Raw genomic sequence first — 16733 nt, forward strand, 5'->3', positions numbered from 1 at the left:
GCTTAAAGAACTCCGACCACATGCAGGAATACTAAAAACACAGCGGCGGGAGACACATAGCAAATTAATATCCTCCACACTTGATAGCTAAGCGGATTAGGCATGTCCAGCTCATGCTCGGTGTGTTGCTGCTTCATGATCCAACCGGCAAACACTGCGATGCAAAAACCGCCGATAGGCAACATCAAATTGGCGGTTAAATAATCCAGTAATTGAAAAATAGTTCTGTCGAAAATCTTGAACTCGGACCAGACATTGAATGAAAAAACAGTGCCTAATCCCAGCAGCCAGGTTACAGAACCCGACCAGATACAGGCTTGTTGCCTGGTCATGTCTTTATTTTCAATCAACCAGGCAACGGCCGGTTCGATCAGTGAAATGGATGAAGACAACGCGGCGAACACCAGCATTACAAAAAACAAAATGCCGAACAGCCAGCCGCCGGTCATGTTGCCGAATGCAACCGGCAAGGTTTGAAAGATCAATCCGGGGCCTGCCGCCGGTTCCAGTCCGGCAGCGAAAACAATCGGGAAGATGGCGATACCGGCCAATAACGCAACCGCGGTATCGGTACCTGCAATTAAAAATACGGTTCTGGAAATCGACACATCTTTCGGCAAATAAGAGCCGTAAATCATGATCGCACCCATGCCTAAGCTCAGCGTGAAAAAGGCGTGTCCCATCGCGGTCAATACGCCGTTAGCGGTCAGTTTGCTGAAATCGGGCGTGAATAGGAATTTGATGCCTTGGTCATAATAGTCATCGAAAGTCATTGCATAAGCCACCAGCAACATCAACAGCACAAACAGGCTGGGCATTAAAAAACGCACGGCTTTTTCCAGGCCGGTATTAACGCCGCGCACCACAACCAACATGGTCGCCAACATGAACAAGGTATGCCAGAAAGCTAACTGCACCGGACTGGCGACAAAACCGTCGAAAAGCTCTTTTATCGCCGGCGCATCGGCGCCGAAAAAACTGCCGGTAAAGGCCTTTAACACATAAGCCGAAGCCCAGCCCGCAATAACGCTGTAATAAGAGAGTATTAAAAAACCGGCAGTAACGCCCATCCAACCTAGATAATGCCAGTTTTTGTCGGCCCCGGCTTCATCAGCCAGGGTTATCATGGTGTTGATGGGATTTTGCCGGCTGCGCCGCCCGAGCATGGTTTCCGCCATCATAATGGGGATGCCGATCAGCAACACGCACAACAAATAAACGATGACGAATGCCCCGCCGCCGTTTTCACCGGTAATATAAGGAAACTTCCAGATATTACCCAGACCGACTGCGGAACCTGTCGCCGCCAGAATAAATGCGAAACGCGATGACCATTCACCATGAATTGATTTTTTTGTATCCGTCATTTGTGTGCCTGTAAAAACTTTATAATTATAAAATCACCACGGATGCATCCTTGGTGGCGAGCTTTGTCTGACTATTGCAGTAATATCGAGTAAAATAGCAAAATTATTCCTTTCCGTCAGTTTAAAAATCTCAACCCGCACTTATGGCCGATAAAAAGTCCAAGAAAAACAACAAGCAACAAAACGCCACGATCGCCGTTAATCGTCAGGCTAAATTTGAGTATTCGATTGAGGAACGGTTTGAAGCCGGGCTGGTTTTGGAAGGCTGGGAAGTGAAAAGCCTCAGGGATGGACGCGTGCAACTTAAAGAGAGTTACGTGACGATAAAACGGGGCGAAGCCTGGCTGTTGGGCGCGCATATTTCGGCATTGCTGTCCGCATCGACCCATGTCAACCCGGACGCTGTTCGCGCCAAAAAACTGCTGCTGAACCGGCACGAACTGAACAAACTGATCGGCGCGGTCGAGCGCAAAGGCTACACCTTGATTCCGTTGTCGATGTACTGGAAAAACGGCCGGGCCAAACTGGAAATCGGCCTGGCAAAAGGCAAGCAATTGCACGACAAGCGCGCCACCTCAAAAGACCGCGACTGGCAACGTGAAAAAGCGCGGATTATGAAAAAGGGCTAAAGGCGCAATGCAAAGGGCGAAGGATGTGTTTTTTGCCTTTTGCCTTTTGCCTTTTGCCTCCTAAACCTTTCCTTCAAATTAAAATGACCACACACCCTAACCTCCTGTCGTTAAAAAACAGCCTGTTGATCGTCGTCGATTTACAGTCAAAATTATCCGCAGCCATGCCTGAGCGCGACGCCGAACTGATGACGGCCAACGCCCGCAGCCTGGTTGAAGCCGCGGAACTATTAGGCATCCCCGTATTGCTAACCGAACAATACCCCAAAGGCTTAGGCGCTACCGATACAACCATCACCGACATACTGTCGGAAGACACCCTGATTTTCGACAAGACCGGTTTTTCCTGCTGTGCGGCCGACGGCTTTACCGACACCGTAGCCAGCACCGATCGCAAGCAAGTTATACTGGTCGGCCAGGAAGCGCATGTTTGCGTAATCCAGACCGCATTGGAATTGATGCATTTCGGCTATCAGGTGCATGTCGTCGAAGACGCCATTTGCTCGCGCAAGGCGGAACATAAATTCTACGCCTTACAACGCATGCAACAGCAAGGCGCGACCATTACCAATTATGAATCGGTCTTGTTCGAATGGGTCAGGGATTCGACTCATCCTGAATTTAAAAAGATTTCAGGCTTACTTCGTTAACTTTTCACCTAAAACTTACACATGTCACTCGCATCGTTTCTTGAAAAAATAAAAAACAACGAAAACGTCGGTTTTGATGAAACTATCGCCGTCATTACTGAAAACTACGATTACCAGGCCACTGAATTCAGCAACGGCCTGAATGAGCAGTTGTTGGTCAATCAAGCCGGCACTAACGAAGGTTCCTGCAAGATTTTCGCCTTCGCCCAACTTAACCGGCTCGATCAACAACAGACGTTAAACCTGTTTGGCGATTATTACCGGCTGGACGTTTTAAACGACCCGAACGGCACAGGCCACCAGAACATCAGGAATTTCATGCGCTACGGCTGGGATGGGATTCGTTTTAGCGGCGAGGCCTTAATCCCCATAAAAACATAAAAACCCACCACGAAGGCACGAAGGACACGAAGTTTTTCTTTATCGTTTCCACGCTCCAGCGTTACCGCATTAAGATAAGAAATACGCTGGTTCCCAAGCTCCAACTTGGGAACCCAGATGACGAAGCTCTAGCTTCGCGAGACTGGAAGCTGGAGCTGCCTGCACCGAATTCCCAAGCTGGAGCTTGGGAACTAGCACGCCTTGTTTTTCTTCGTATCCTTCGTGCCTTCGTGGTGAATTTTAACTATCCGAAAATCATGATCGACTTTCTAATCATCGGCCAGGGACTGGCAGGCAGCTTGCTTGCATGGGAACTCATCCAACGCGGCTGCAAAGTTGTCATTATCGATAACGGCCGGGAAAACGCCTCGCAAGTTGCGGCTGGACTGATCAACCCGGTCACCGGCATGCGCTTCGTAAAATCCGCCGATGTCGATACACTGTTGCCCGCAGCAAAGCGCCGTTATTTCCAGTTAGCCTATTTTTTCTATCAAGAATTTTATGTAGAAAAACCGATGCTGCGGATTTTCCAAAGCGACAGCGAATTAAAAAACGCCGCCAAACGCATTAACAACCCTGATTATCAGGCTTATTTAGGCGGCATCCAGCCGCCCGGTAAAACCATCGACAATCTTGCAACACCCTTCGGTTTTCTGGAACAAAAACAGACCGGCTATCTATTAACCCGGCCGCTATTAAGTTGCCTGAAAGCGTTTTTCATTGCCGACAACAGCTACCGGCAGGCTGATTTCGATTACCGCGACGTTCAGCTGCAACCGTCTTTACGCTGGCTGGACATCGCCCCGAAGCAGATTATTTTCTGCGAAGGCCATCAGGCAACGCAAAACCCCTGGTTTTGTGATCTGCCTTTTCAACCGGTCAAAGGCGAGATTCTGACATTGGAACACCAGATCTCATTGCCCGATAAAATTCTCAATTACGGCAACTGGCTGATCCCGTTAAACGCCCGTCAAATTAGAATCGGCGCGACCTTCGACCGGGAAAACCTAGACACCCGAACTACCGAACAAGGCAAAAACGAATTACTGGCCGCCCTTAGCCAAGTCTCAACCGGTTTGACTAAGGCAACCCTGACCAACCATCAGGCCAATATCCGCCCTTGCACATTGGACAAGCAACCTTTTATCGGCTGGCATCCAAAGCACCAGCAACTGGCAATTTTTAACGGCTTCGGCGCCAAAGGCAGTTTGCAAATACCGAGGTACAGTCAGCTTTTCGCCGATGCCTTATTAAGCGGCAACCCCCTGCCCAAAACCTGCAATATTCAACGTTATTATGAAACGCATTTCACTGGTTAACACCGCCCACGACCTGATCAAGAACATTCTCCATCCCGGCGATATTGCGATTGATGCGACAGTAGGCAACGGCCACGATACCTTGTTTCTCGCCGAACAAGTTGCCCCGTCGGGCCATGTTTACGGCTTTGACATACAACGGGCGGCTATCGATTCGACTCGGGAGAAATTCCGGCATAACGGATTGCAGGACTGCCTGACCTTAATTCAGGCCAGCCATGCCGATATGGCCGAAAAAATCCCGGATCAACTCCACTGCAACGTTAAAGCAATCATGTTTAACCTGGGCTATCTGCCGGGCGGCGATAAAAGCGTCATTACCCAAACCGATTCCACATTGACGGCCTTAACTGTCGCAAGTCGGATTTTGGCCGTCAACGGCGTCATCACCCTACTGGCCTATCCGGGCCACCCCGGCGGCGATCTGGAAACCGATCAGGTCACAAACTGGTGCAATCAACTGGATACCCGGCAATTTGAAGTCAGCACTGTTTACAGCACAGAACACAAAGACATAGCGCCCCGGCTTTTGGTAATCCGCAAACCATACTGACAACAGCAATTCATCGGGGAACCGCCCAGGTCTGTACGCCAGGCGTTCTAAAAAACCGATTATCAGAAAATCCTATTGGTGCATGTTAACGATTGAATGCACTAAATCGATGCATTTTCATGAATCCCCAAACAGCACCGGTTCAAAGAACAACATATAACTTTCTGTATTAACTAAAATATAGATACAGACAAGCGTTGCAACAACTTTGGCATAACGATTGCTGTAAACTCCATTAAAACCCCAATGCGGGGCCGCTAAAAATTTTGGTTCAACGGCGAACTCTATTGACAAAGGCGTCTAACCAGACTGAATCCCTCAGGCATTCCGTCTGGGGACGCTTTTTTTTGGCCTGAATTAAACAAGCCACAAGAATCTTGCAACACGAGAACCGGCAAGTGCTTGAGCCGTTCAGCCAATCCAATTTTCGACGGCTATTTAACTATCAATATCTCAGCCGCCGTGAAGGCAGCGGCGCACAACCTGGGTTTAACCGGACATGGAGACCTTATTTTTATCAATCGCTCTCACATGAATCGGTAAAAGACCGCTGTCGCATTGTAACGCAGGAGCGTTACCGGGATTTTAATAGCGATAGGCTTTGCAAAACCTTATCTCTTAGATTGACGACGAACGTATTAATTGATATTGCAGCAGAGTGGAGTTGAATTGACAAATCGGCATTTTATTTAAAAAACATAATCGCTAATGCCGGAGCCGCGCTGCAAGGTGTCCATTCCCTGTTTAAAGAAGATACAGAGGGTTGTTGAAAAACTCGTCCTCCTTTTTTAAAACAGAGAACTGAACGGTTAACTTTTGACAATTATTCCGGCGCCGGCTTTAAGCCACAGGAAATACGCTAACCCGTGGTTTAAAACCACCAATATTTAGTTGGCAGTTATTTAATTACCCAACAACACCCATTCAGGTGAAGCAACCATGAAAAGACTATTCTCTCCGGCTATCGCTCTGATGAACAGGCTGAGTTATACATGGAAATTCACGGTACTTTGGCTGATATACCTGATTGCCATTACGGTAGTAATGCACAACCTCTATGAAAGCCTCAATCAGGTTAGACGCACATCGCAACAGGAGTTGGAGGGCATTGCCTTAATTAAGCCCATTTCCATGACCGTTCAGCTTATACAGCAGCATCGCGGGCTATCGGCAGGATTTTTGGGCGGCATTAAAGACTTCCGCGCCGTGCGCACCGCAAAGTTAATTGAAGCAACGGCTGCCTTTTACGCATTAAAAAACCTGCTACCTGCCCATTTGGTCCTGGGCGGGGAATGGCGGAGCATTGAGACTGTCTGGAACAGGCTGCAAGCAGACGGCGTCAACTGGACCGTAGAAGAAAATTTTGCAGCGCATACCTATTTAATCGACGCACTGCTGAACTTCGAGATGGCCGTTGCGGATGAATACGCCTTGACCATTGACCCCGGCCTCGATTCGTCTTACCTGATTGACACTGCCATATGGAAGCTTCCCAGAGCACTCGAACGGCTAGGGCAAGTCCGCGCTTTCGGTGCCGGTATCTTGGGTAAAAAACAGCTCTCAGAATACCAAAAAAACACGCTGATCACCCTGATCGCCCAGCTTGACGATACGCTCAATAGCCTGTCCATTAATTTCGCTAAAACGGGCCGATTCAATAGCCGGACACAGCCCCAACTCTCGGAAACCAGCAAAGACATCATCGATTCGTCGCATAAAATTGTCGACCTTGTACGCTCGGACATTTTGACCGGTCATTTTTCCGAATCCCCTAAAGAGTTTTTCAAAATCACAACGGAGATGATCGACAGAAATTACGCGCAGATATACGAAGTTCTGCTGCCGACAGCGCGCATGCTGATCCACAATCGCATTGAACGCGCAAACCGTAAAATCGGCATCAGCATCGGGACCGTTAGCTTACTGTTGCTGGCGGCGTGCTACTTCTTCACCGGCAGCTATTACGCGATGAAAGACAGTATTCAATCGCTAGCCCGTTCGGCGCGGACCTTTGCCGGCGGTGATCTGCGCGAACGGGTTAATCTCGGCACCAAAGACGAACTTAGCCAGGTAGCCGACAGTTTCAACGAAATGGCCGATGGCTTCCAAGCGCTGCTTACCACCCATATTGAAGACGAAAACCGCTTGCGCGCGATCACGGATAATGCGCGCACGATCATATTCATGAAGGACGTGGCGGGACGATATATTCTTGTAAACCGGCTTTATGAAGAACTCTTTCATATTGACCATGCAACAATCCAGGGAAAAACCGCCTACGACATATTCCCCCAGGACATAGCCGACGCTATCCGCAGCAGCGAACAAGAGGTGATCCAATCGGGGCAAGCCCTGGAAGTGGAAGAATTAGTGCCTCACGACGACGGCATCCACACCTACATCTCGGTCAAATTCCCGCTACGGCGGATTTCCGGCGAGATTTACGCTATCTGCGGAATCGCCACCGACATCACCGAACGCAAGCAAGCCGAACAAGCCCTAAAAACCAGCGAAGAGTTTCACCGCGCCGTTTTCGATGCCGCGCCGGATGCCATATTAATTTGCGACGGGCAAGGTACTATTACCCAGGTAAACCGGTATACCGAACAGTTATTAGGCTACCCGAATAGCGAATTGCTGGGTCAGCCCATTGATATGCTGCTACCGGAACACCTGCGAGCCAGACATAAGACGCTACTCAGCATGTTCGTTGCCGCCCCCAGCCCACGGCCGATGGGTACAGGTAGAGAGATGCGGGCATTGCGCAAAGACGGTAGCGAAATTGATGTGGAAATCAGCTTAAGCCCCATTCAAACACAACATGGCCTCCGTATTGCCAGCGTATTATGCGACATCACGCAACGAAAACAGATCGAAGCAGAGCTGCGTATTGCCGCCACAGCATTCGAATCGCATGAAGCGATGGTCATCACCGATTCCAACTCAGTTATTCTGCGGGTTAACAAAACGTTTACCGACTCCACCGGCTACACCGCCGACGAGGCGGTAGGCCGTAAAATGAGCGTACTAAAATCAGGGCTCCATGACGCGGCTTTTTATACCGCGATGTGGGAGAGCATCACCCACACAGGGACTTGGCAGGGAGAAATTTGGGATCGGCGCAAGAACGGCGAAATCTATCCCAAGTGGCTAACCATCACCGCAGTGACCGATACAGCCGGAGAAGTCACCCATTTTGTCGGCACCCATCTCGACATCACCGAACGCAAGGCGGCTGAGGAAGAGATCAAGCAATTGGCTTTCTACGACCCGCTTACCCAATTGCCCAACCGGCGCTTATTGCTGAACCTGCTGCAACAAGCCAAAGCGGCCAGTACCCGAAGCGGCATGTACGGCGCGATAATGTTTATCGATTTGGACAACTTCAAAACATTAAACGATACCCTCGGCCATGACAAGGGCGATCTACTGCTGCAACAAGTAGCTGCCCGTCTCTCCGCCTGTGTACGCGAATGCGACACTGTCGCCCGCTTGGGCGGTGATGAGTTTGTGATCATGCTTGAAAATTTGAGCAAGACCGCCCAGGAAGCCGCAATCCAAGTTAAGACTGTCGGCGAGAAAATTCTAGTTAGGCTGAATCAGCCCTACCGGCTTTCAGGCCACAAACACCACAGCACTCCAAGCATTGGCATCACTTTGTTCAGCGATCACGGACGGAGCACTGATGAGCTGCTGAAACAGGCGGATATCGCCATGTATCAATCCAAAGCAGCAGGCCGCAACACCCTGCATTTTTTCGACCAGACCATGCAGACAACGCTCACAGCCCGCGCCAGCCTGGAGGCGGATCTGTATCGAGGTCTACAGAAACAACAGTTTCTGCTTTACTACCAAGCCCAAGTAGACGATGGAGGCCGGATAACCGGCGCCGAAGCCTTAGTACGTTGGCAGCACTCCCGGCACGGCACAGTGTCTCCTGCGGAATTTATTCCGTTGGCAGAAGAAACAGGGTTGATCCTGCAGTTGGGCCACTGGGTGTTGGAAAGCGCTTGCGCTCAGTTAGCAACCTGGGCTAAGCGACACGAAACGGCGCATCTTGAATTGGCCGTTAATGTCAGTGCTCGCGAGTTCCGTCAAACCGACTTTGTCGATCAAGTTCTAGCCGTGCTTGACCGCACCAGAGCCGATCCGCGTAAACTCAAAATGGAACTCACCGAAAGTCTGCTGGTGTCCAATGTAGATGACATCATTACCAAGATGACCGCATTGAAAGCCAAAGGTGTGGGGTTCTCGCTGGATGATTTCGGTACCGGCTATTCGTCTCTCTACTACCTGAAACAACTGCCTCTGGATCAGTTGAAAATCGATCAAGGCTTTATCAGGGATATCCTGGTTGACCTCAACGACGCAGCCATTGCCAAAATGATAGTCGCCTTAGCTGAAACCATGGGCCTATCCGTCATTGCCGAAGGGGTCGAAACCGTCGCGCAAAGGGACTTTCTTTTTCGTCACGGCTGTCATGCTTATCAAGGATATTTGTTTAGCCGTCCGCTAGCATTAGGGGCGTTCGAGGAGTTTGTGAGGAAAACATGACGCTTGCCGGAAATGAGAAATTAGGTTTTGGGTTTTTCTCGGCTTATTTGGGATATCACTGTTTTCAGCTAAATATTTACAAAGTATTTTATTTAATTAACAATCGCCCTCGCCCAAACAACAAATTTGTAAAATGGGCGGTGAAAACCATAAAGCTTGGCCGCTCTCCTTACGCACAGCGCCAAGATCTCAACTCCACTTTAAGAGAAATAAGACATGAAAAAAGGGACATTAAATATAAAGAAATGGTTTTTGGTCGGCATAACCGCTATAGCGGCCTCAGCAGCCAGCGGTGTGGGCGTAGCAGCCGGGCAACAAGACTTTACTTTGGTCAACAAAACAGGTTACACCATTGATGAAGTTTACGTGTCTCCAAGCTCTAATGCGAATGATTGGTTAAATGATGTGCTGGGACAGGACGTTTTAGGCGATGGCGAGAACGCAAAAATAGTATTTTCCAGCCAAAATGAAATCTGCAAATACGACCTAAAAGTTGTTTATGATGATAAAGAGGAAGTGGAATGGACGGATATTGACCTTTGCAAGGAAGAAAAAATCACTATCCATTGGAACAAGAAAACTGGCGAAACTTCAGCCACTTTCGACTAACCGTAGTTCGTTCGCCTAAAGTGAAGGGCTTGTGTTTTCACCAAGAATTTTGCAGGGTGAAAACACGGGCTACGATCCGTTATTCTTTATTCCACGATTTTTCGTTATAGCCTAAAGAAGTTAACGCCGCTCGCTCTTCCTTGCTTAATTTATTCCACGAAGTACCCTCAGAAACCGGGGATTCAGATTCAGACCCCCAGATCCTGCCATTCCAGCCTAAAACGGCCCAAAGCTTTTTCTCTTCAGCGGACAGGTCATCCCAGGTCAAATTGTCCCAGAACTCATTGACATCCCCGGTAGGTTTGCGCACCCCGACTACGGCTTTAGCAGCACCTGCATTAGCTTCGTCCGAACCGGTCTTTTTAGCAGAGTCTACAGCTTCCTCGACAGGCGCAGGCATAGCGGACTGGCTAATATCTGTGCGCTTGCCTGTAGCCGCTTGTTCAAGGATCAGGCTGTTGATTTTCCATTGTCCCAATTCTTTTACCGCGTCGAAATAGACAGTTCCCTCGCCTTTGGGACCTTCCACACTAAAGGAAACGGTGGCTTTGCCGCCGGGCTCCGAGACCTCTATGCTCCCGGACGGTAAGCCGGTGGAAAAAGGTTTTCCGATCAATTCTGCCGCTTGCCGGCTGCTCTCAAACTGGGATTCGGCCAATTTAAAAGCGTCCGAATCTTTAATTGACATCATTGCCACAAAGAACAAGCCGGTAAAAGATGCGATAAAAAACAAATACGCGATGACCGACCACCACGCCCATTTTTTTTGGACCGCCTTGAAATGGTCAACGCTTTCCCATTCTTTATTCCGCCATGCCCATGCGCTGCCTTTCACGCCGAGCACAAAGGGCATAATGAAGTTTACCAAGGGAACAAACATGAGCAGCGCTATGAAAGTGTTATTACCGACGCCCCAAATCCAGTTTAATAAAAAAGCCCCCCAGTTCCACCTGTCAATTTCTGCCGGAACGATTGCTTTCTGGCCTTGTCCTGAAGTGTTTTCCATATTGTTTTCCTGTGATTGAAAAGATCTAGACTTAGAATATACGGCACCGCTTTGTTGGTCATGATAACAGAAGTAGGTTTTTATTAATAAAGCGTCGAAACGTAAGACAAAAAGACCGATACTGCGGCTTTTCCGTAGCGGCGGCAAACGCTCTTTAGCAACCTCGATTATCAGACTTACCTAAACCAATTCCACATTGACCGCCTTAACTGCCACCGCCCCCCAGACAACAATATGGAAACCGCTCAAGCCAAAAATGGGGCCAGCAACGGATTAATGCAGGTAATCCCCCCGCTACGCACCATAAACGAAAACCCGGCTTTACAAGTGATTGATCGACATGAAATTTCACATCCATGCACCCCGGATTCGCTACGCGCTCCATTCGTAACAGTCAGCATCTGACTAAAGCAAGACAATCTGGTATCATTGCGCCCCTTATTTATCCATTCCCCATAAAGGACAACCCATGTCAGAATTCAATAACGTAAGCGTCGTCAAAAAAGCCAATGTCTACTTCGGCGGCAATGTCAGCAGCCGGACTATCAAGTTTGCCGACGGCTCATCAAAAACCTTGGGCTTTATGCTGCCCGGCGAATACACCTTCAACACCGCCGACCCTGAACTGATGGAAATCATCGACGGCGACCTGGATGTGTTATTGCCCGGTGCGGAATGGCAAAGCGTTAAAGGCGGCGAATCTTTCAATGTGCCAGCCAATGCGGCATTCACGATGAAAGTTAAAACCCCTAGCGATTATTGCTGTTCATTCCTCAAATAACGGCATGGAAAAAGTCGCGATCTTTGCCGATGTACAGAATATCTATTACACCACCAAGCAAAATTACCGGCGGCATTTCAATTACGCGGCATTCTGGATGCAGGCCACCGCCAATCGGGAAGTGGTCGCGGCGTTTGCTTATGCAATCGACAAGGGCGACAGCAAGCAGCAGGGATTCCAGCAGATCCTCAGAAACATCGGCTTTGAAATCAAACTGAAGCCTTACATCCAGCGTAGCGACGGTTCCGCGAAAGGCGATTGGGATGTCGGCATTACGCTGGATGTGATCGAGTATGCCGCCAAGGTCGATGTGATTGTTTTGTTATCCGGCGACGGCGATTTCGATCTGTTATTAAACAAGGCCCGAAGCGTTTACGGCGTAACGACGGAAGTCTACGGCGTCCCGGCGCTGACCGCACCCTCGCTGATTAATTCGGCCGGCCGTTTTATAGCCATAGACGATAAGCTGCTACTGTAAAACACCCGAGGGCTAAAACCTGTTAGAATAGAGCTTTATTTTTCAAAGCCGTAAAAAACCGTTCAATGGCGCTTAAGTCAACCATCTATAAAGCCGACTGCCAGATTTCAGACATGGACAGGGGCTATTATCAAACACATAACCTGACCATTGCCCTGCATCCTTCGGAAACCGAGGAGCGGATGATGGCGCGCCTGCTCGCTTTTGTGATCAACGCCGAGGAACGGCTGCAATTCACTAAGGGCCTGAGCACCGATGATGAACCTGAGCTCTGGCAAAAAAGCCTGACCGACGACATTGAGCTGTGGATTGATGTCGGCATGCCCGATGACAAACGCATTCGCAAAGCGTCTAATCGCGCCGATAAAGTCATCATCTATACCTATGGCGGACGCAATAGCGTCTGGTGGAACCAGATCCAACACAAGCTGGAACGCTTTAAAAACCTGACGGTTATTAATTTACCCAAAGAAGCGACCGATCAACTCGCACCGATGGTAAAGCGTACCATGCAATTGCAAATCAGCATCCAGGACGGGCAGATTTGGGTCAGCGACGATCAAAATACCGCCACTATAATGCCTGAAACATGGCTTAATTAATTTAAAAGCTTTTCACCACGAACGACTGCATGGATGCAGGAGGTAGAGCAATGCAGGAGCAATTGCCGAGGCACGAAGGGCACGAAGTTTCCTCTATTATTTTCTTCGTGCTCTTCGTGCCTTCGTGGTGAATCAATCCCTGTGCAATCCAACAATCTTTTACCCTTAATCTTCGGAACAAAAACTTGATCTCTACAGCTAACATCACCATGCAATTCGGGGCTAAACCCCTGTTTGAAAACGTCTCGGTCAAATTCGGCGACGGCAACCGTTACGGCCTGATCGGCGCGAACGGCTGCGGCAAATCGACCTTCATGAAAATATTGAGCGGCGATTTGGAACCCTCGGCGGGCAACGTCAGCATCAGCCCCAATGAGCGCCTGGGTAACTTGCGCCAGGATCAATTCGCCTATGAAGACCAACGCGTCCTTGACGTCGTGCTGATGGGCCACGCCGAAATGTGGGCGGCGATGTCAGAACGCGACGCCATCTACGCCAATATGGAAGCGACCGAAGACGACTACATGCATGCCGCCGAGCTTGAGTCGGTGTTCGCCGAATACAACGGTTATACCGCCGAAGCCAGGGCCGGAGAATTGTTGCTGGGCTTGGACATTCCTTTGGAACAGCATAACGGCCCGATGAGCTCCGTGGCGCCGGGCTGGAAACTACGGGTTTTGCTCGCGCAGGCCTTGTTTTCCAATCCCGACATCATGCTGCTCGATGAGCCAACCAACAACCTGGACATCAACACCATCCGCTGGCTTGAAGACATCCTGAACCAGCGCAATTGCACGATGATCATCATCTCGCATGACCGCCACTTCTTGAACAGCGTCTGCACCCACATGGCCGATATGGATTACGGCGAACTGCGCGTTTATCCGGGCAACTATGACGACTACATGATCGCGGTAACCGAAGTTCGCGAACGGCTGCTGGCCGGAAACGCGAAGAAAAAAGCCCAGATTGCCGAACTGCAAACCTTCGTCAGCCGCTTCTCGGCGAATGCATCGAAGGCAAAGCAAGCCACCTCGCGCGCCAAACAGCTGGATAAAATCAAGCTGGATGAAGTCAAACCTTCCAGCCGGGTTAATCCGTTTATCCGCTTCGATCAGACCAAGAAACTGCACCGCTTGGCGTTGGAAGTCGAAGGATTGAGCAAAGGTTACGGCGAACAGCCTTTATTCAAGGACCTGAACCTGATGGTAGCCGTCGGCGAGCGCGTTGCGGTCATCGGCCCCAACGGCATCGGTAAATCAACCCTGCTGCGCACGCTGGTCGGCGATTTAACGCCGGATACCGGCATCGTTAAATGGTCTGAAAACTCGGAAGTAGGTTACTTCGCCCAGGACCATGCCGAAGACTTTGCCGAAGACATGACTCTGATCGAATGGATGGGGCAATGGCGCAAGGAATCGGACGATGACCAAGCCATACGCGGCACCTTGGGGCGTTTATTGTTCAGCGCGGACGACATCAACAAATCCGTAAAAGTCATCTCCGGTGGGGAGCAAGGCCGGATGCTGTTCGGCAAGCTGATCCTGCAAAAAAACAACATCATGGTGCTGGATGAGCCAACCAACCATTTGGACATGGAATCGATTGAATCGCTGAACACCGCATTGGAAAATTATCCCGGCACCTTGATATTCGTCAGTCACGACCGGGAATTCGTGTCGTCGCTGGCGACGCGGATTATCGAGTTAACGCCAACCGGTATCGTCGACTTCAACGGCAATTATGAGGATTACTTGAGCAGTCAGGCTTCGTAACTTTTCAGAAGGTTAATAGAACACGGATGACACTGAGTTGGACCGGTTTGAACGGATATTTTTACACCCCTCAGGGATTGCCCTGCTAAAGACGCTTCAGCGTCCCGGATGAACCTGTGCGGCTTCGAGGTGTTTTGTTTCGCAACGCTGGAGCGTTACGGACTGAACTCCCACGCGGAGCGTGGGAATTATATAATTGTGATTTAGCTGGTTCCCAAGCTCCAGCTTGGGAACCCAGTCGTGGAAGCTCCGGCTTCCCGAGTAGCTCACCACGCCCTTATCGCCTCAATCAACCCCGCCTGTCCGGCATAATTACGTGCGCTGGAATAGCGCCAATACTCAGGTTGATCGGCATAGCCGCGTTTCACGGGATTTTGATGAATGTAATCCAACTTCTGATGCATAACCGCCTCGGATTCGATGATTTGCGGATGATTACCTTCTTCCCATACCTGATGCGTAGTTTCTTGTTTATGAGTACGCTTGAAGAACGCCGGCAATTCCAACAACTTAACCGAGCGGCATTGTTCCAGATGCGCGCTGATTTGCTTCGCCGTATAAGATTTAAATCGCTATATATCATGGCTTAAATCTTCCGAAGCGGCGATAAGGCGATAAGATGCAGGTGGTAAGCAAGGATGACATAACCGTATAGCTGGAAGCCCGAGTCCTGCTGTAAAAAAACGCCAAGAGTCCAGCACAATATTTACGGTTTCCGGGCGGGTAAGCAACGGCAGCCAGGATTTACCGTCGCGGTTAGGAAGTGAGGACAAGGGTTGCATTGGACGCGATAGCGGCTTCTAGGCATGGCTTGCCCCTTTGTCTGTTGATCGTGGACGGGAAGCTAGAGCTTCCACGACTGGGTTCCCAAGCTGGAGCTTGGGAACCAGCGAAAATCATTAGGCTTACGAATTGTACTCCATTTGGCGGATTACCTGAGGGCGACTCCGCCTTACAGCGTTTTATTCCGGTCTACAGGACTTTGGACACTTTCTTTTGGCGACGCAAAAGAAAGTATCTCGACTTCGCGGACGAGCCCGCGATTAAATCATCAGGTTTCCTGGATTCCGCAAGCTCCATCCAGGCTACTCGCTTGGCTCAACATATGACCTTAGGCGTTACTGAGATCTGCGCGAATGCAGTGCCGCCAGAGTCCGGTTGACCATTGTGCAGATGAGTGCGAGCCCAGAGTTTAACCATATCAACATATTCCTGCCTGCGGATTGCTAATAATGACAATTCGCCAGATTGGAATAGACCGTCCAACCCAGAAAAAGCCTGCTCGGATGACCGAAATGGGGAAATTACTCCAAACCTCGACGACCAAGAAACCAAGATAGACCAAATTCTAACAAGGACTCTTATATCCTCATCTATCGCGTCCCACTCTACCTGTACACTCTTTTCGTTATGTGCAATTACAGTATTGCGAAACAGAATGGCTTTAGATCGATCATTGGTGAACTGACCCGAAGCCTTATCCAATTGCGCACTTATGAATTTGCGCTCTTCTTTCAAACATGCGCCATCCCGCGCGACAAACTTTTCTACATTCAACCACAGCTTTCGAAGTGAATTTTCACGCTTATCAGCGCCTGTTAGTTTTGCCAAGAGTGAGAACATGGCATATGACGCCCCGATCAGCCATTGTTGATAGAAAACATGCTCCCTAAATGGATCGCTCTCTGTTTCTACATGCTGGAAGGCGTATAGTATTGCCCTCCATTCTATGAGCTCCAAAATAACGTGATTGATTCCCTGTGGATAATCGCCGAACTTGTACTCTTCGCTAGAAAGCCATGTTTCTAGCTCTTCGATTTTTTGGCGCCAAACGGTTTTACTTTCTTCATCGGTTGCGCCGGAGAACATGCCTCTGTAATATTCAAGCGACCTGACAGCCTCTTCATGATTGTGGCGTCCACTTGTAGCCAAACAAGTATAGGTCTTAGCTTCGTCTGAGGTCTGGATCGGCACGCTTTTCGTCATAAATTCATCCAATTGATTGTTTTTACTAAGCCAAATATACAAC

Annotated in this window: 15 protein-coding genes; 11 read left to right on the plus strand and 4 right to left on the minus strand. The window is 49.5% G+C overall.

Annotation, left to right across the window (positions count from 1 at the left end):
- Positions 1-2: 2 nt before the first annotated feature.
- Positions 3-1367 (minus strand): sodium-dependent transporter, encoded by a 1365-nt coding sequence (locus tag B0F88_RS08465; protein ID WP_104423503.1) that lies wholly within the window; start codon positions 1365-1367, stop codon positions 3-5.
- A gap of 143 nt (positions 1368-1510) precedes the next feature.
- On the opposite strand from B0F88_RS08465, the gene smpB reads away from it, so the two are divergent.
- From smpB to B0F88_RS08505, 7 genes are all read left to right on the plus strand, one after another.
- Complete coding sequence (smpB, locus tag B0F88_RS08470) at positions 1511-1996, plus strand: SsrA-binding protein SmpB (RefSeq protein WP_104423504.1); 486 nt, start codon at positions 1511-1513, stop codon at positions 1994-1996.
- A gap of 83 nt (positions 1997-2079) precedes the next feature.
- On the plus strand, positions 2080-2646 hold the full coding sequence (locus tag B0F88_RS08475) for a hydrolase (RefSeq protein ID WP_104423542.1): 567 nt from the start codon (positions 2080-2082) through the stop codon (positions 2644-2646).
- A gap of 21 nt (positions 2647-2667) precedes the next feature.
- Entirely contained in the window at positions 2668-3027 is a 360-nt protein-coding gene (locus B0F88_RS08480) for a HopJ type III effector protein (protein ID WP_104423505.1), read from the plus strand.
- A gap of 257 nt (positions 3028-3284) precedes the next feature.
- Entirely contained in the window at positions 3285-4346 is a 1062-nt protein-coding gene (locus B0F88_RS08485; protein WP_104423506.1) for an NAD(P)/FAD-dependent oxidoreductase, read from the plus strand.
- Positions 4324-4899, plus strand: a complete 576-nt coding sequence (locus B0F88_RS08490; RefSeq protein ID WP_104423507.1) for a class I SAM-dependent methyltransferase — start codon at positions 4324-4326, stop codon at positions 4897-4899. The genes B0F88_RS08485 and B0F88_RS08490 overlap by 23 nt, the downstream gene beginning before the upstream one ends.
- Positions 4900-5838: 939 nt before the next feature.
- Complete coding sequence (locus B0F88_RS08500) at positions 5839-9453, plus strand: EAL domain-containing protein (protein ID WP_104423508.1); 3615 nt, start codon at positions 5839-5841, stop codon at positions 9451-9453.
- Positions 9454-9669: 216 nt separating this feature from the next.
- Complete coding sequence (locus B0F88_RS08505; RefSeq protein ID WP_258076604.1) at positions 9670-10062, plus strand: hypothetical protein; 393 nt, start codon at positions 9670-9672, stop codon at positions 10060-10062.
- Positions 10063-10141: 79 nt separating this feature from the next.
- Here the strand turns inward: B0F88_RS08505 and B0F88_RS08510 are convergent, their stop codons facing one another.
- Complete coding sequence (locus tag B0F88_RS08510; protein ID WP_104423509.1) at positions 10142-11068, minus strand: cytochrome c oxidase assembly factor Coa1 family protein; 927 nt, start codon at positions 11066-11068, stop codon at positions 10142-10144.
- Positions 11069-11537: 469 nt separating this feature from the next.
- Here B0F88_RS08510 and ppnP point away from each other — a divergent pair, with 469 nt between their 5' ends.
- The 4 genes from ppnP (at position 11538) to B0F88_RS08530 (ending at position 14704) form a co-directional block, all read left to right on the plus strand.
- Positions 11538-11849 (plus strand): pyrimidine/purine nucleoside phosphorylase, encoded by a 312-nt coding sequence (ppnP, locus tag B0F88_RS08515; protein WP_104423510.1) that lies wholly within the window; start codon positions 11538-11540, stop codon positions 11847-11849.
- A gap of 4 nt (positions 11850-11853) precedes the next feature.
- Entirely contained in the window at positions 11854-12327 is a 474-nt protein-coding gene (locus tag B0F88_RS08520; protein WP_104423511.1) for a LabA-like NYN domain-containing protein, read from the plus strand.
- A 65-nt stretch (positions 12328-12392) separates the two neighbouring features.
- On the plus strand, positions 12393-12929 hold the full coding sequence (locus B0F88_RS08525; protein ID WP_104423512.1) for a YaeQ family protein: 537 nt from the start codon (positions 12393-12395) through the stop codon (positions 12927-12929).
- A gap of 185 nt (positions 12930-13114) precedes the next feature.
- Positions 13115-14704 carry an ABC-F family ATPase gene (locus B0F88_RS08530; protein ID WP_104423513.1) on the plus strand — a complete coding sequence of 530 codons (1590 nt, stop codon included), beginning with the start codon at positions 13115-13117 and terminating at the stop codon, positions 14702-14704.
- Between the two features lie 266 nt (positions 14705-14970).
- On the opposite strand, the gene B0F88_RS19835 is transcribed toward B0F88_RS08530, so the two are convergent.
- Both B0F88_RS19835 and B0F88_RS08540 read right to left on the minus strand, forming a co-directional pair.
- Entirely contained in the window at positions 14971-15210 is a 240-nt protein-coding gene (locus tag B0F88_RS19835; protein WP_308472004.1) for a hypothetical protein, read from the minus strand.
- 592 nt (positions 15211-15802) lie between these two features.
- Positions 15803-16690 carry a hypothetical protein gene (locus B0F88_RS08540; RefSeq protein ID WP_146083336.1) on the minus strand — a complete coding sequence of 296 codons (888 nt, stop codon included), beginning with the start codon at positions 16688-16690 and terminating at the stop codon, positions 15803-15805.
- Positions 16691-16733: the final 43 nt, after the last annotated feature.

The organism is Methylobacter tundripaludum, from assembly GCF_002934365.1.
Classification (GTDB): domain Bacteria; phylum Pseudomonadota; class Gammaproteobacteria; order Methylococcales; family Methylomonadaceae; genus Methylobacter_A; species Methylobacter_A tundripaludum_A.

What these genes read in the sequence shown, in the direction of transcription:
- B0F88_RS08475 (WP_104423542.1), top strand. Translation starts at nt 2,080, where the DNA reads ATGACCACACACCCTAACCTCCTGTCGTTAAAAAACAGCCTGTTGATC.
- B0F88_RS08480 (WP_104423505.1), top strand. Translation starts at nt 2,668, where the DNA reads ATGTCACTCGCATCGTTTCTTGAAAAAATAAAAAACAACGAAAACGTC.
- B0F88_RS08490 (WP_104423507.1), top strand. Translation starts at nt 4,324, where the DNA reads ATGAAACGCATTTCACTGGTTAACACCGCCCACGACCTGATCAAGAAC.
- B0F88_RS08465 (WP_104423503.1), bottom strand. Translation starts at nt 1,367, where the DNA reads ATGACGGATACAAAAAAATCAATTCATGGTGAATGGTCATCGCGTTTC.
- smpB (WP_104423504.1), top strand. Translation starts at nt 1,511, where the DNA reads ATGGCCGATAAAAAGTCCAAGAAAAACAACAAGCAACAAAACGCCACG.
- B0F88_RS08485 (WP_104423506.1), top strand. Translation starts at nt 3,285, where the DNA reads ATGATCGACTTTCTAATCATCGGCCAGGGACTGGCAGGCAGCTTGCTT.
- B0F88_RS08520 (WP_104423511.1), top strand. Translation starts at nt 11,854, where the DNA reads ATGGAAAAAGTCGCGATCTTTGCCGATGTACAGAATATCTATTACACC.
- B0F88_RS08505 (WP_258076604.1), top strand. Translation starts at nt 9,670, where the DNA reads ATGAAAAAAGGGACATTAAATATAAAGAAATGGTTTTTGGTCGGCATA.
- ppnP (WP_104423510.1), top strand. Translation starts at nt 11,538, where the DNA reads ATGTCAGAATTCAATAACGTAAGCGTCGTCAAAAAAGCCAATGTCTAC.
- B0F88_RS08525 (WP_104423512.1), top strand. Translation starts at nt 12,393, where the DNA reads ATGGCGCTTAAGTCAACCATCTATAAAGCCGACTGCCAGATTTCAGAC.
- B0F88_RS08500 (WP_104423508.1), top strand. Translation starts at nt 5,839, where the DNA reads ATGAAAAGACTATTCTCTCCGGCTATCGCTCTGATGAACAGGCTGAGT.
- B0F88_RS08540 (WP_146083336.1), bottom strand. Translation starts at nt 16,690, where the DNA reads ATGACGAAAAGCGTGCCGATCCAGACCTCAGACGAAGCTAAGACCTAT.
- B0F88_RS08510 (WP_104423509.1), bottom strand. Translation starts at nt 11,068, where the DNA reads ATGGAAAACACTTCAGGACAAGGCCAGAAAGCAATCGTTCCGGCAGAA.